This is a genomic window from Candidatus Campbellbacteria bacterium, from assembly GCA_034521025.1.
Classification (GTDB): Bacteria; Patescibacteriota; Minisyncoccia; order Phycocordibacterales; family JAXHMZ01; genus JAXHMZ01.
Genome location: JAXHMZ010000005.1, coordinates 1 through 13,026, shown reverse-complemented (window position 1 = coordinate 13,026; position 13,026 = coordinate 1). Strand labels below are relative to the sequence as shown.

The 13,026-nt window shown below is 45.5% G+C and carries 13 protein-coding genes, 2 tRNA genes and 1 other RNA gene; 7 read left to right on the top strand and 9 right to left on the bottom strand.

The window, feature by feature from the left end; all coding sequences use genetic code 11:
* Positions 1-72: 72 nt before the first annotated feature.
* Entirely contained in the window at positions 73-1,155 is a 1,083-nt protein-coding gene (locus tag U5L75_02430) for a serine hydrolase (protein ID MDZ7726413.1), read from the bottom strand.
* Between the two features lie 107 nt (positions 1,156-1,262).
* Here U5L75_02430 and U5L75_02425 point away from each other — a divergent pair, with 107 nt between their 5' ends.
* The 4 genes from U5L75_02425 to U5L75_02410 all read left to right on the top strand — a co-directional run bounded on the left by U5L75_02425 (position 1,263) and on the right by U5L75_02410 (position 3,395).
* Complete coding sequence (locus U5L75_02425; protein ID MDZ7726412.1) at positions 1,263-1,898, top strand: hypothetical protein; 636 nt, start codon at positions 1,263-1,265, stop codon at positions 1,896-1,898.
* Between the two features lie 145 nt (positions 1,899-2,043).
* Positions 2,044-2,706 carry a hypothetical protein gene (locus U5L75_02420; GenBank protein ID MDZ7726411.1) on the top strand — a complete coding sequence of 221 codons (663 nt, stop codon included), beginning with the start codon at positions 2,044-2,046 and terminating at the stop codon, positions 2,704-2,706.
* Between the two features lie 22 nt (positions 2,707-2,728).
* Entirely contained in the window at positions 2,729-3,103 is a 375-nt protein-coding gene (locus tag U5L75_02415) for a hypothetical protein (GenBank protein ID MDZ7726410.1), read from the top strand.
* 25 nt (positions 3,104-3,128) lie between these two features.
* Entirely contained in the window at positions 3,129-3,395 is a 267-nt protein-coding gene (locus U5L75_02410; GenBank protein MDZ7726409.1) for a hypothetical protein, read from the top strand.
* Positions 3,396-3,703: 308 nt separating this feature from the next.
* Here U5L75_02410 and U5L75_02405 read toward each other — a convergent pair whose 3' ends face one another.
* On the bottom strand, positions 3,704-4,306 hold the full coding sequence (locus U5L75_02405; GenBank protein ID MDZ7726408.1) for a hypothetical protein: 603 nt from the start codon (positions 4,304-4,306) through the stop codon (positions 3,704-3,706).
* Positions 4,307-5,015: 709 nt separating this feature from the next.
* Here U5L75_02405 and U5L75_02400 point away from each other — a divergent pair.
* Positions 5,016-5,381, top strand: coding sequence for a hypothetical protein (locus tag U5L75_02400; GenBank protein MDZ7726407.1), 366 nt, complete (start codon positions 5,016-5,018; stop codon positions 5,379-5,381).
* 330 nt (positions 5,382-5,711) lie between these two features.
* Here U5L75_02400 and ssrA read toward each other — a convergent pair.
* Positions 5,712-6,099, bottom strand: a transfer-messenger RNA (tmRNA) gene (gene ssrA, locus U5L75_02395).
* A gap of 146 nt (positions 6,100-6,245) precedes the next feature.
* Positions 6,246-6,698, bottom strand: coding sequence for an SsrA-binding protein SmpB (gene smpB, locus U5L75_02390; protein MDZ7726406.1), 453 nt, complete (start codon positions 6,696-6,698; stop codon positions 6,246-6,248).
* A gap of 104 nt (positions 6,699-6,802) precedes the next feature.
* Here smpB and ftsH point away from each other — a divergent pair, with 104 nt between their 5' ends.
* Positions 6,803-8,776, top strand: a complete 1,974-nt coding sequence (gene ftsH, locus U5L75_02385) for an ATP-dependent zinc metalloprotease FtsH (protein MDZ7726405.1) — start codon at positions 6,803-6,805, stop codon at positions 8,774-8,776.
* Positions 8,777-8,813: 37 nt separating this feature from the next.
* Here the strand turns inward: ftsH and U5L75_02380 are convergent, their stop codons facing one another.
* The 5 genes from U5L75_02380 to U5L75_02360 form a co-directional block, all read right to left on the bottom strand.
* The gene (locus U5L75_02380) at positions 8,814-9,290 is read right to left on the bottom strand and encodes a hypothetical protein (GenBank protein MDZ7726404.1); all 477 of its coding nucleotides are present in this window, start codon (positions 9,288-9,290) and stop codon (positions 8,814-8,816) included.
* 64 nt (positions 9,291-9,354) lie between these two features.
* Positions 9,355-9,723: a hypothetical protein gene (locus tag U5L75_02375; GenBank protein ID MDZ7726403.1), complete on the bottom strand. Its 369-nt coding sequence runs from the start codon at positions 9,721-9,723 to the stop codon at positions 9,355-9,357.
* 91 nt (positions 9,724-9,814) lie between these two features.
* A tRNA-Ile gene (locus tag U5L75_02370) sits at positions 9,815-9,887 on the bottom strand.
* A gap of 130 nt (positions 9,888-10,017) precedes the next feature.
* Positions 10,018-12,171 (bottom strand): ATP-dependent DNA helicase RecG, encoded by a 2,154-nt coding sequence (gene recG / locus U5L75_02365; GenBank protein ID MDZ7726402.1) that lies wholly within the window; start codon positions 12,169-12,171, stop codon positions 10,018-10,020.
* 18 nt (positions 12,172-12,189) lie between these two features.
* The gene (locus U5L75_02360; GenBank protein ID MDZ7726401.1) at positions 12,190-12,606 is read right to left on the bottom strand and encodes a hypothetical protein; all 417 of its coding nucleotides are present in this window, start codon (positions 12,604-12,606) and stop codon (positions 12,190-12,192) included.
* A gap of 334 nt (positions 12,607-12,940) precedes the next feature.
* Between U5L75_02360 and U5L75_02355 the strand changes: the two genes are divergently transcribed.
* Positions 12,941-13,026 (top strand) — tRNA-Ser (locus tag U5L75_02355).

Genomic DNA, 13,026 nt, shown 5'->3' with positions numbered 1-13,026 from the left:
AGCAGTGGGATATTTATACCATACTTTTTTAGGAGAACCAACAGGTTTTGTCGGCAAGTCTGGATTTCGTCCCTACAGTGCGTCCTTGATCCAGGAAAGCAAAGACAGGGTATCTGACGTACTGTTGTCTGAGCCCAAGACTATGATAGCTATATTTCTCTTATTATTTTTCGAGTCCTCGATCTCGAAGGTTGTGATAAGGGTTTGGCGTGACTCGTTTATGTATCCATTTTTACCCCCTCTGTATTCTTCCAGATTTCGCAGTTGGTGTATATTTCTGAAAGTCTCGGTTCTTTCACTTCCGTTCGGTGTTGTCAGTGTAACGCTTCCTGATTCAGCTTGGGTTATTTCCAAGATCACCTCTTCGTTCTCTTTTATATGACGAGCGAGCTTGTAGATGTCGTAGGCGGTGGAAACGTTCTTTTCGGACAGACCGGACGGTTCTACGAAATAGGAATTTATCATTCCTATTTTGCGAGCTTGTCTATTCATAAGTTGAGCGAACCGTCCTTTTCCATAGTAGTCGGATATAGATAAAGCGGCATCGTTTGCTGAACTTAAGAGTAGGGGATAGAGAATCTCTTCTAGTGTTAATTTTTCTCCATAAGAAAGGTTCGCGCTTATGCCGAAAGAATTAACAGCAGTTTCGGTTGCTGTTATTTCTCGGTCTTTCGGGAGAGATTTTATAGCTGTTAGAGCGGTCATAAGTTTTGATATTGAGGCTATGGGACGGACGGTCTGGGATCTCTTTTCGGCGTATATCTGACCGCTATCCATATCCGCGACCAAGTAAGACGAAGCGTCAACATAGGGCGGATTATTGTTTTTCAATTCAACTGTTTTGTCTTCTTCTTTTTCAACTCTTGCCAAAAAAGAGGTTTCGTTGGTGACCTCTTTGTTTTTGTTGCCATCCTCGCCGGCGGCAAAAGCAACCTGCCCCGAGCCGCTAAGGTCGCGTGCTTCGTCTGTGCTGGCGCTGTTATTTTGCAGGTGAGCTGTCTCGTAATTGAATTCGATGTCATTCATCGGCAAAAATTTGACAGTGCTATCTGCCAAGTATTCAGCAGAAAATGCCGCTATCATTACAACGGCAAAGAACTTTACGATAAAAAGGAAGTTGCTTTGGTCAAATTTGCCTGAGCGCGGGGTAGACATATATGTCTATATACTACAGTGGAGATTGTTCTATATCAAATTTACATTTGTCTTTCGTATGTTCAAAAAGTGTTATACTAAAACCATTAGAAGTAAGAGAAAAATTTATGAATAAAACAACACTGATCATAATACTCCTCGTCGTAGGCCTGCTTTTGGTGCTATGGCTACGTGGAGGAGATGAAGCAACCGATAATGGCTCTCCAGATCCAGACAACGAAACCAACGGTGAAGTTCAAGAAGAGACAGAGGAACCCGAAGAAACTGACGACTCTGCAATGGATGAAGATGAAGTCAGGGCGCAGTTGGAGTCAGCTACTGTTACTGTACCTGACGTGGACTCACAGGTGACGCTAGAAGGCGGAGAAGGTTCGTTTGAGGTAGACGGTACTGTTCAGACCGAAGGATTCGCGATCCTTGGAGACAAGTTTCAAGTAGCAGAAGCAAACGGGGAAACCTATGTTCTCGCCCACATGTCGTTTAATACCGGAGGTACGGGAACCTTTGATTATTTGGTTTCTTTTGTCCAGTCAGACGCAGGACTGGAACAAGTAGACGCTGAAATTCTTGGAGATAGCATTATCGTAAGATCCCTCGAATTTAACGCCGAGTCTGAAGGATCTATGCAAGCTACGGTTGAGATCTATACTCGAGAAGAAGGAGAATCTATTTCGGTAGAACCTACCGTTGAAGAAACGCTTGAGTTTACAATAACAGCGGAAGGAGAGATAGAGACTGAGTAAGATCTAGAGAAAATTGATGAAGCGGAAAAATAAAAAGCGCCCTTTATATGTGGGCGTTTTTTATTTGGAAGCAAGGCTTCCAAAATTCGCTTTAGTAATTGTGTTATAGTGCCGGTATGAATTTTGCAATTAATAATCTACGTATATGAATAAAAAAGGATTATTTTTGATCTTATTGGTGGCTCTGGTCGGAGTTTTTGTCTGGGTGAACTACTTTGCGTCCGAAGATCAAGGTAACGGCTCTGGTGATGAGGGAGTAACAATCACTGATCCGCAAACATTTGAAAGCTCTGATTACGGTTTTTCCTTTGACAGACCGTACGATTGGCAATTTGAGTCCTCTTCGGAAATAACTCCTATGTTCAGCGCATATGTAAAACCGGCTGGAGTACCGGTTACGCCTCCGTTTGATCATTTTGCGAACGTGACTCATGTTTCCGTATATCCTGAAGGTATACCGACCGAGGGATTGATAGGCGAGACAGAGCCGATTGATTTTGATCCTGGCTTTGAGTTGACTCAGGAGTCACAGATGTATGTCCTAGAAGACGGTACGCCATTCGCTGCCTATCTCGTGCCCGAAAACAAGCCTGAAAGTTGGGGAGAGTCAGGGTATATCTGGATGCGGGTGCGCGTTGAAGATTTGACTACGGAATGCTTTGGGGGAGAAGAGTTAATCCCTGAAGAAGAGTGCGATCCTATGACAGAAGACCACATAATAGTCCGCGAAGGAGAGATCAATGAATCCTTGTGGAGCTTGGAAAAAGAAATGGTACGAACGTTTAGTCTGGGATATCTGATAAACTAAAAGCATCTATCGTAGCTTACATATGGACTCAACAGAAGAATTAAAACTCAGCGCAGAGGACCCGACCAAAGACACGCTTGATGTGGGGACGCTTGACGCGCTCAAGCACGAGGCGGACAGGTGTATGACGTTCAGTGGATATATCCGCGGTGCTTCGTTGGAAGAAGATACAATTGAAGCTATTAAACATAAAGAAGGAGAAGGAAGCGCTAAAAAAATTGAAGAAAAATTAAAAGAGATAGGTCATCCTATCGATCTATTTGAGTTTCAAATATCACGAGTGGTACCCGTTGGGTTACTCAGGAGCGATACTGCTCACTGCCACCCATTTGTTTTCCTGGGCAACCGAAGATATCGAGGAACTCGGAGCGATTGGCTTAAAGAACTCATTTTTTAAATCTATTATATTCAGATTTGCTTCTATGGGTGGTATCTATAAAGCCGGCCCAAATGCATGGAACAAAGTGTACGATGCCGGTGAATTTGTAGGAGTGGAATTTTCAGGAGAGAGACATGTACTCGTTATGGATTTATTACACTATCGGAATCACTTGTTGCTTGAGTATTATCACAAAGGATATTTTGAGAAAATGGTAGCTCTCGGATCGGGCTCAGAGGAAGCGCATATGGAAATTCTGCAATCTATACATAGAGGAGACGATCGATACAGGTATAAGTTTACGTGGTAGTTTAAACAGTCAACCTGGCAGGTTGACTGTTTTAAAGGTTTATCTGCAAATAAAAACCCCCTACACCAAAATGGCGTAGGGGGTTTTGAACTGAGGACGCGTGAAAATCAGAACGCCCAGCAAGAACCACAGCTTGCGCTACCAGCAGCGGTAACGCTCACGAGAGCGAGAAACAGTACGGCGGTGAAAATCTTCTTCATCATTTCCTTCCTTTCCGGACTCTCGAGTCCTCGGAGAGGATAACAAAAAGTCCAAATCTTGCAACTTTTGTCCAGACTCCCACTGTTTTGTCTCTCCCGAGGTTAAACCTAGGGAGAAGTACAGACACCACTGCCGTATCCAAATCCCCACGCATAGGGCATGCCGGTACAAGGGGCTCCTCCTACTCTGACGGCGTAATACACTGCCTCCGCAATCGTTTCATACAGAAAGATAGCTTCTTCGTTTGTGCTGAGGTTGGTCCTCCGCTTAATTTCTTCGGTGTTATTTATGCCGTAAGAAATGATCTCTGCTCTTAGTGCGTTGTCGGCTTGTAGTCTTCTGCCATAGCCGCCTTCACCTTTGTGGTAGATCTTATCGTGCTGTATGCACGCTTCCTCGAACGGGATGTTTTCAGCGTTTGCGTATCGCTCAGCAATAGCCGGCGAGATCTTTGATAGACCTTTTACGGAAGTGCTCCACCCTTGTGAAATATTAAAAGAGCATCCGTCCGATTCGAACGCTTTTAGTTCGTAGTGTGGCTTTGCTGCTTCGAGTTGTGCCATCCTTTTTTTCTCAGCGATAGGGCCTAAGGTTGCCGTTCGAAAAAACAGGAAGTAGAGCAGGGTGGCTCCAGCAGCTAAAAATATTAACACGATAATGGTTCTTCTCCTGCGGCGGAATACGCTCGCGGCTGACTTGGATGAATTCATGCTTTGTATTATGCCACAGTTTTTACTATAAATTCCTATGTTTCTGACGACCGCTTCTAAATATGACGCATTGTTTCCTAACTTTCCCCCTAGGTTTAACCTAGGGGGAAGTAGTTATTTTATTAAAAAACGGCCTCGCGACTTAGTCGCGAGGCCGAAAATTTACTCGTTACCTGTGAACTTGATGGCCTTCGAAAGACATTTGGAGACTAGCTACGCCAAAAGTCATCGAACTCTGCATCTCGGTTAGCTTACTGGTGTCAAGATCGTCATGAACTTGTTTCATAACATCCTGGACATCTCTTCCGAAATTATTTGTGAAGAACGGGGGAAGTAGCCCATCTTTCTTAAAGGTCTTCCATCCCTTAATTAAGGCCGTTAGGCGCTCACACCAAACAACGCTTTCTTCGCCGTTTGATTGTATTGCGTTTTTATACACATGTAGAAGGAGCGCGTGGGACTTAGGAAATGTCGGTTCGTATTGCGACTTAGCCTGACTCATTACATCCTCCTTTGGGTAGAGGTTTAATACGACACAGCCCGTCTGAATTGGACTATACCGCACTTTCTCTAGCGGTCAACCTGGCAGGTTGGCCACCTGGAAAATTTTTCATACGAAAAACACTTGTTTGATTTGACGAATTATTATAAATATGCTCTAATAAAGATAGAAGTGACCAACTCCAATTGGTCCTTTATGGGAGGCTCTATGAAGCAGATGGTGTCAATCGAAGGACTCTCTCGCCGTAAGGTCTTCGCTGCACTTTACAACGCGGCTAGGCCTGTAGGTATGGGGGCGTTGCGATACGATCCCCAGCCCATCGTGGCAGAGGAACTCGGAGAATTTCCCAACGGGGAAGTTGAGTTCGACTACGTCAAAGGTCGCGCCCTCAAGCTTTCGTTCGCGGATGTTGATGAACTCAACGTCTACTGGTACAACGAGAACAACGGAGAGGGTGTCGCCGAGAGGGTAATCGATATCCTTCGACAGACCGGCGACCCATGTGCAAAGGAGATCATCGGTATTCATGAAAGAAATATCCTTGTATCTATGGCCGAGGCTCGTGGTTCGTAGATACGATGTAGTTTTAAACCCTAACGCAGCAATGCGTTAGGGTTCTGTTTTTTTGCGTGGCGGGAATCGGCGTCAGCTCGCCTCGATATAATTGTTCGCTAACACCCTAGGCTAAACCTAGGGAGAACTGGTGGCATTTGTTGCTTTCGTGCGGGAATCGGTCACAAGTTACTAAGTGTTCTCGATTACTTCGTAATCTGCGATCACAAAGTACTTGCGACCCCGCCTCAGCCCTTATTCGTCCCCCGGATGCGGGCTTCCGGCTTTCGATTCCCTCACTATTCTACAGGCAAAAGAAAAAACCCGAGGCAAGCTCGGGCGTTTCTTTTGCTGTGGAGATGGCGGGAATCGAACCCGCGTGCGAATGAAGAGTGAGTGTGCGTCTACGTTGCCTAGTAGACGTTTGTAAGTTTAAGAGACGAACCTCAAACGACTACTAAATAGTCCGTCTCCGATCTCTAAAGGTCTCGAGAACGTGACTCGAGAAATCAGTTCTCCAGCCCGAATGTTATGCCGCGAGAGACGCTGTATCGGGCGTCAAACGCTCTCACGTCGCCAAGTTACGCTACTGCGTAGGCGAAATCACTTGCCTGATAAGGCGAAGCGACAGATCCTGAATTTGTGTTTGCAGGTATCTTTATGGTGCTTTGTTGTGGAAGCGCACCGCTCCCGCAACGCACAGCACTCACGTCTTCAAACGTCGAAGCCGATCATCCCCAAAGGTTCGCTTCGTGTATAGACCTCGCTCTCGAGCGACAAACTTGGCTCTCAGTAATTAGTACGATCGATTGAGCCGTACACTGATGAAGCGATGCTCGAAGAGCGAGACTATAAACTACGCTCTAAGGTAATAGACGAACAGACTTAAAATCTGACGTTTTGTTTTATTTCTCTTTCAATGTTCCGTTCCTCGTCTCGTTTTTTGATCTGCTCTCGCTTGTCGTGTTTCTTTCTTCCGCGCGCTAGAGCAACATCAACCTTTATCAAACCTCTCCTATTATACAACGATATAGGTATTAGAGTCAATCCAGGGGTGCCCAGCTTTTGAGACAGCGAGACCAACTCTTTTTTGTGAAATAAAAGCCGACGTGGGCGCTCCGGATCATAGTCTTCAGAGACATTTTGGGCTTGAAAAGGGGGAATATTAGCTTTTTGCAGTATAGCTCCGAAAGGATTTACTGTTACGTAAGACCCAGCCAAAGATCCTTGGCCTGAACGCAAGCTTTTGACCTCAAAGCCAAAAAGCTCGATACCAGCTTCGAACTTATCGATCACTTCATAGTCTCGCAGGGCTTTTTTGTTGTGTATTAATGTCATTTTCTATATAGTAGGGAAATTGTATCACGTCCATGGCGCCAACTTTACTATTTGGCGTAGGTGATCAGCTATTATGGGTGGATATTAAAGTGTATAATACTTATATGAGCGAACAAATGCCAGGCAACAATCAGAATAAAAACAAAAAGGATATTAAACCGCCAAAACCAAACGGCAACTCCGGCGGACCGGAAAAACCGGAAAACGACAACAATTTTTGGAAGAATGTGTTAACAGTAACACTGATCTTGGTGTTGTTTTCTTTGGTTTGGTCACTTGTGGCCGAGGAAACCCAACCGGAGCAAATTGCCATTTCAACTCTTGCTAGTGACATCAGGCGGGGCGAGATCACAGAGATCGTGGTTGAGGGGAATATGGCTACCGTTACTTATCAAGACGATAGGGAAAGGCGAGTTCGCAAAGAAGACGGCACCGCTCTTTCTGAGACGTTAGGTAACTATGGAGTTGATCTTTCGGAAGATAATTCACCCGAGATCACTATAAAGAGCCCTAGCGGTATTATGGTTTTCTTAACAACCATGGCTCCTTTCTTGATACCTCTTGCCTTTATTGTGCTTTTGTTCTGGTACTTATCAAGACAGGTCAAGGGCTCGGGAATGCAGGCGTTTAACTTTGGGCAATCCAAAGCCAGGTTAACTGAGCCGGGCGACAAGAAGCAAAGAGTTACTTTCAAGGGAGTAGCAGGAAACAAAGAGGCAAAAGAAGAATTAACCGAGATCGTGGATTTTCTGAAAAATCCTAAAAAGTTCTTGCAGATCGGAGCGCGTATACCAAAAGGCGTGCTTTTGATGGGACCTCCAGGTTCCGGTAAGACTTTGATGGCAAGGGCAGTGGCAGGAGAAGCAGGTGTGCCCTTCTTTTCTATTTCCGGCTCTGAGTTCGTTGAAATGTTCGTCGGAGTCGGCGCCAGTAGGGTTCGCGATCTATTTAAGCTCGCAAAGAAAGCCGCGCCGGCGATCATATTCGTCGACGAAATAGACGCCGTTGGCCGCGTTCGTGGTGGTGGTACAGGCGGTGGAAACGACGAAAGAGAGCAAACACTGAATCAGATCCTTGTTGAGATGGACGGCTTTGAACCCAACGAAAAGGTTATCGTTATGGCGGCTACTAACCGTCCGGACGTGTTGGATCCGGCGCTTTTGCGCCCCGGTCGATTTGATCGACGAGTGGTCATCTCGCTACCGGATCGTGATGACAGGAAAGAGATTTTGAAAGTACACGTGGGCCAGATACCTTTAGCTGAGGACGTTAATCTAGAAGTGATTGCGGATAGAACTCCCGGATTTTCCGGAGCAGATCTTTATTCTCTTATGAACGAAGGTGCTATATTGGCGGCGCGAGAGAGCAGAAAGAAAGTGTCTCAATACGACCTGATTCGCTCAATTGAAAAAGTGATGCTTGGACCTGAACGCAAAAGTCATCTTCTTTCGAAAAAAGAAAAAGAGATCACGGCGTATCACGAAGCCGGACACGCCATAATCGCATCTCTGCTGCCTTATGCTGATCCTGTGCGCAAAGTATCTATCATATCTCGGGGAAGTGCCGCGGGTTACGTATTACGCCTTCCTCTTGAAGAGCGCAAATTCCAGTCCAAGAGAGAATTTCTGGATACGATAGCCGTTTCGCTTGGTGGTTATGTGGCCGAGCAAATGCTTTTTGATGATCTGACCACCGGTCCGTCAAATGACCTTCAGGTGTCTACCGGTCTGGCGCGAGATATGGTGACCAAGTATGGAATGTCAGAGAAGATCGGTCCTATAGCACTGAAAACCAATGAAGGCAAACCGGTTTATGGCGCCGTTAATGAAAGCGATTATTCCGAGGAGGTTTCGGCGAATATAGATTCTGAAGTATCGCGAATAATGAATGAATCAGAGGAACGTGCTCGCGAGATAATAACTGAACATATGGATCTTCTTCGCGCAGTTGCCAAGAAATTGATAGACACCGAGACAATAGAACATGAAGAATTCGAACTTCTGCTTGAGGCTCACGGAGTAACCCCGAAGCGGGTTGATAAGAATCCTTTGGAACCCAAAGAACCAGCGGAAGAATAAAACAAAAAACCGGATCATTCCGGTTTTTTTGTTTTTCTTACTCTTGAGCTCTTTTCTTCCCGTCGTCTCGTAGGTAGTCCACCGCGTGGTGCAATAGGTCGTGATGCAGTTTGGATGAACCTTCTGCCAGTTCGGATAAGCTCTCTATTTCTAGCTCTTCGCTCGCGCCCTGTACTAATTCCGAGTGGGCGTAACCAGCTCCGTAAAAGAAGCTTGACCACTCCAGTACTTCTACCGGGTCTTGCCAGTCTTCCTCTGAGGTAAGGTAAGTTTCTCGCATCTGGCGTAGCTTATCTGAAGTTTTAGAGCATTTATCGGAAACCGCGTCCTTTAAACCTTCACGCTCGGAAAGAGCAATAAGTTCGTCGTGAACGTCTCTGAATGTGTCTCTGGTTTCTTCAAACGACTCTCCATAAACCTCTCTCAGCGCGCTCTCCGCTCTCGTGATAGTTTCGTTTGCTACGTTCGCGAAAGCGCATACTTCTCCGATCTTTTTTGCTACAAATGAGTTCATAAATTTAAAAAGATTATTTCTAATGCGTTAAGTATAACAAAAAGAAAGAGCCGCTTGGTGCGGCTCAGACGTAGGCTTGTTCCACTCGAACAAACCTTCTTTGTACGGGCAGGTCAAAAAGGTAGGCATCAAGGATCTTCTGGAAATGGGCTTGCTTGAACTCCGACCACCTCACGTCTCCTGTATCTTCCTCTGCAGGAATAGAGAACAAGAGCTGACGAGTACCTGGAATCTTTTCCGTATAAGGCTCCGGACCATCGGGGTGGACGAAGGAATAGACTCTCTTTAGGAGAATCTCGCAGTGAACCACCGCCTCCTCGCTGAAACCTTTCTCACGGAATGTCAGACAGACGATGTTATCTTTGTTTCGACTGCCATAGTCAATAACCTTGATCCCACTCAGCTTATCTTTGTGAGGTATATTGTGGCCCATAAAAACCTCCCTCTCTTCGCTATATTACTCATATTAAGTATTAGCGCAACAACCGAGTTGCGGTCTATTTGTTTATGGGAAAAACAGCTTGTGCGCGCACCTGGACTCGAACCAGGGACCACAGAGGTATAAGCTCTGCGCTCTACCAACTGAGCTATGCGCGCACAAGACATTTTTTGAATAAGCCCATATTGTTTTCTATTTTACCAAACTGCTCTTTTTCGAGATGAGTCCGATTACCACTATATCAGAGTGTGCCAAAATAGGTAGGGGGTTAGCGAGATTACCACAATTTTATTCGAAGTGGAGTTCTTTCAAGGTGTTTATTCTTTCTTTCAAAAGAGGATATTTTTTGATATCTCGGTCTTCGGAGACAATTTTTTGCGCTTCCTCACGAGCCGCTTCTACCATTTTTATATTTTTTATAGCCTCCATTCCTATGTCGGATATACCGGATTGTTTGCGTCCGTATAACTCGCCGGCTCCGCGTATCTCCAGGTCATATTCCGCCAATTCAAAACCGCTTCGAGCTTCTTCTAGAGCTCTCAATCTTTTGATCGTCTTTTGAGAACTGCTTTCGGTAAATACGTAACAGAATGATTGGAATGTGGAGCGTGCGACTCTTCCGCGCAGTTGGTGAAGTTGCGCCAGTCCAAAGCGTTCCGCGCCCTCTATTACTATTACGGTCGCGTTTGGAACGTTGACCCCCACCTCTATAACCGAAGTGGTTACTAGTATATCGATCTCACCTTCGGCAAAAGATCGCATTGTTTTGTCTTTCTCCTTTGGGGTCATTTTCCCGTGAAGCTCGCCGACACTGTATTCGGGAAAAACATCTTTTTTGATCCGTTTGGATTCTTCTTTGACTGACTTAGCCGCGACGGCGTTCTCTTTTGCCGGATCCGGTTCGTCTATACGCGGGCAAAGTATATACATCTGTCGTCCGCTTTCAAGCTCTTTTCTGATATCTTCGTAGGTTTTCTCGCGCTTGTTGGGAGTGACTATTTTGGTTTTAACCGGTTTGCGTCCTTTGGGCATCTGGTCAATTATAGACAAGTCCAAGTCTCCGTATATGGTAAGAGCCAACGTTCGCGGGATGGGGGTGGCGGTCATAGAGAGAAAGTGGGGAACTATGTCATTTTTCTGCGCCAATTTTTGTCTTTGCTTTGTTCCAAATCTGTGTTGCTCGTCGATTATGACCAAAGCCAGGTGTTTGAACTCCACGGACTTTTGTATCAGTGAGTGCGTTCCTACCAGGACGGCAATTTCTCCGTTTTTAACCAGCTTCAATAGTTTAGCCCGCGACATATTAGTAGCTTCGTCTGGATTTATTTTCGAAGGAAATTTTTTACACCCCGAACCGGTGATGAGCCCCACTTGCAAGTGAGTATGTCGGAAAAGATCGCAAAAACTCTTGAATTGTTGTTCGGCCAGGATCTCTGTCGGTACCATATAGGCAGATTGTAGCGCGCCGAAATCTTGCCGGTCGGGATAGGTGGTGGCGCTGGCGTACATTGCCGCCGCTCCGGCTACGGTTTTCCCGCTTCCTACGTCTCCTTCCAGTAACCGAGACATAGGAGTTTCTTTGCTTAAATCACTCAAGATAGTTTCGATGGCTCCTTCTTGCGCCTTGGTGAGCTTAAAGCCAAAGCTCTTTATGGCCGGTTCTATGTCTTGGCGTGTTTTGTTGATCGAAAAGGCTTTCAATTCTTTCAGGCGGGCGCGTTCGCGTTGTCGGTCTATCTGGATCGCCAATATCTCTTCAAATGACATACGCTTGCGGGCTACCTCGGCGTTTTTGATCTCTTTTGGTTCGTGTATCCAAATGAGGGCGCTTTTAAGATCAGGCAAGCTGTACCGCTCCAATACCTCTTCGGGTACGGGGTCTTCAATGCTTTGAAATTCTTTACTTCGTAAAGCTCTTCTAACTAAATATTTAATATATTGAGAAGTAGCACCTTTGGAGGTCGGATATATTGGATTAAGTATTTGCGTATTGGGCGACTCGCCGAGCGGAAGTTCTCCGTCCAGGGCGGGTAATTCTTCTATTTTTTCTATACGTGGATTGAGAATGGCTAGCTTGCCGTTGCGTTCTGAAACTTTACCCTCTACTTCTACGGGGGTATTTTCGGAGATCATTTTGGCAATGTATGGCTGATTAAACCAGATCAAGTTAATGGATCCGGTTTGGTCGCCAAAGACGCCTTCGGCCATAGGAGTTTTGGCGCGAAAAGATTTGCGGGTATTCAGATTGCTTACGTATCCGTAAAGAGTAACGTGATCGTCTGTCTCTACGTTTTGAACTCGCTTTATCGTACCGGTGTTTTCGTATCGATAGGGAAAATGATACAAAAGGTCTCTAATAGAAGAGATTCCCAAACGCTCCAGGGCTTGCTTGTGTTTTGTATCGATTCTCGCGAGCTTTTCTATCGAAGTGGATAAACTCATTTCCGTATTGTAGCAAGTTTATCTCTCGCTTGGTTTAGTGGATTTTCGTGCCGGCAATATCTCGCGAAACGCGTTCTTTATTCCTCCTTCGGGATAGTGTCCGATGGCGAGCGCGATCGCTACAGAGAGTACGGTTACGTCTCTGAAGATAACGTCTAAGAGAGAGAACTGAGATACTAAAATGCTGAGTATGAAAAGAGCCGCTAATGTGCTGGGTATAAAAATTCTTTTGCCGAAGAGTATCCAAAGAGCGATGATAGATTGCATAACGCCGATCAGAATAAGCAGAGTTTCTTTGTCAGCGACTGCGGTTAAAAAGTTGGGAACGTACCCGACCCACGAGGAGGGATCAAGAATGCCCGCGATAGCCGCGTAAAGAAGAGAAAAGGCGAGACCCGAACGCAGAGTATATTCAACTAACACTTCTTTTTTCATATGGCGGTTATAATAGCGGTCTCTAGTTACTTGAGTGTAACACCTAAATGCTTCAATCTATAGATTGAAGCATTTATTTTATTGAAAAAGAGGCCTAAAAATGGTAAATATATAGGTGTAAGATATTGCGTGAGATAGGGTAGTGGTACCATTATCAAAACAAAGCAAAATACGGAGAGTTGGCTGAGTGGATAAAACAGAAACTGCTTTCTGTTTTATCCGGTTCCGCGAAAGCGGAAACTTCCGTTGTTGAGCGTAGCGAAACAGGAAGTAGGAGGACGAACTTGTTCGAACACTCAGCCAACGGTACTATTGTCAAAACAAAGCAAAATACGGAGAGTTGGCTGAGTGGTCGAAAGCGCCTCACTGCTAACGAGGTAAGGGTTTACACCCTTCGAGGGTTCGAATCCCTCACTCTCC

Coding starts and splice junctions, on each gene's coding strand:
- U5L75_02375 (MDZ7726403.1), bottom strand. CDS start 9,723: ATGGGCCACAATATACCTCACAAAGATAAGCTGAGTGGGATCAAGGTT.
- U5L75_02415 (MDZ7726410.1), top strand. CDS start 2,729: ATGGACTCAACAGAAGAATTAAAACTCAGCGCAGAGGACCCGACCAAA.
- U5L75_02420 (MDZ7726411.1), top strand. CDS start 2,044: ATGAATAAAAAAGGATTATTTTTGATCTTATTGGTGGCTCTGGTCGGA.
- U5L75_02380 (MDZ7726404.1), bottom strand. CDS start 9,290: ATGAACTCATTTGTAGCAAAAAAGATCGGAGAAGTATGCGCTTTCGCG.
- U5L75_02430 (MDZ7726413.1), bottom strand. CDS start 1,155: ATGTCTACCCCGCGCTCAGGCAAATTTGACCAAAGCAACTTCCTTTTT.
- recG (MDZ7726402.1), bottom strand. CDS start 12,171: ATGAGTTTATCCACTTCGATAGAAAAGCTCGCGAGAATCGATACAAAA.
- ftsH (MDZ7726405.1), top strand. CDS start 6,803: ATGAGCGAACAAATGCCAGGCAACAATCAGAATAAAAACAAAAAGGAT.
- U5L75_02360 (MDZ7726401.1), bottom strand. CDS start 12,606: ATGAAAAAAGAAGTGTTAGTTGAATATACTCTGCGTTCGGGTCTCGCC.
- smpB (MDZ7726406.1), bottom strand. CDS start 6,698: ATGACATTAATACACAACAAAAAAGCCCTGCGAGACTATGAAGTGATC.
- U5L75_02425 (MDZ7726412.1), top strand. CDS start 1,263: ATGAATAAAACAACACTGATCATAATACTCCTCGTCGTAGGCCTGCTT.
- U5L75_02400 (MDZ7726407.1), top strand. CDS start 5,016: ATGAAGCAGATGGTGTCAATCGAAGGACTCTCTCGCCGTAAGGTCTTC.
- U5L75_02405 (MDZ7726408.1), bottom strand. CDS start 4,306: ATGAATTCATCCAAGTCAGCCGCGAGCGTATTCCGCCGCAGGAGAAGA.
- U5L75_02410 (MDZ7726409.1), top strand. CDS start 3,129: ATGGGTGGTATCTATAAAGCCGGCCCAAATGCATGGAACAAAGTGTAC.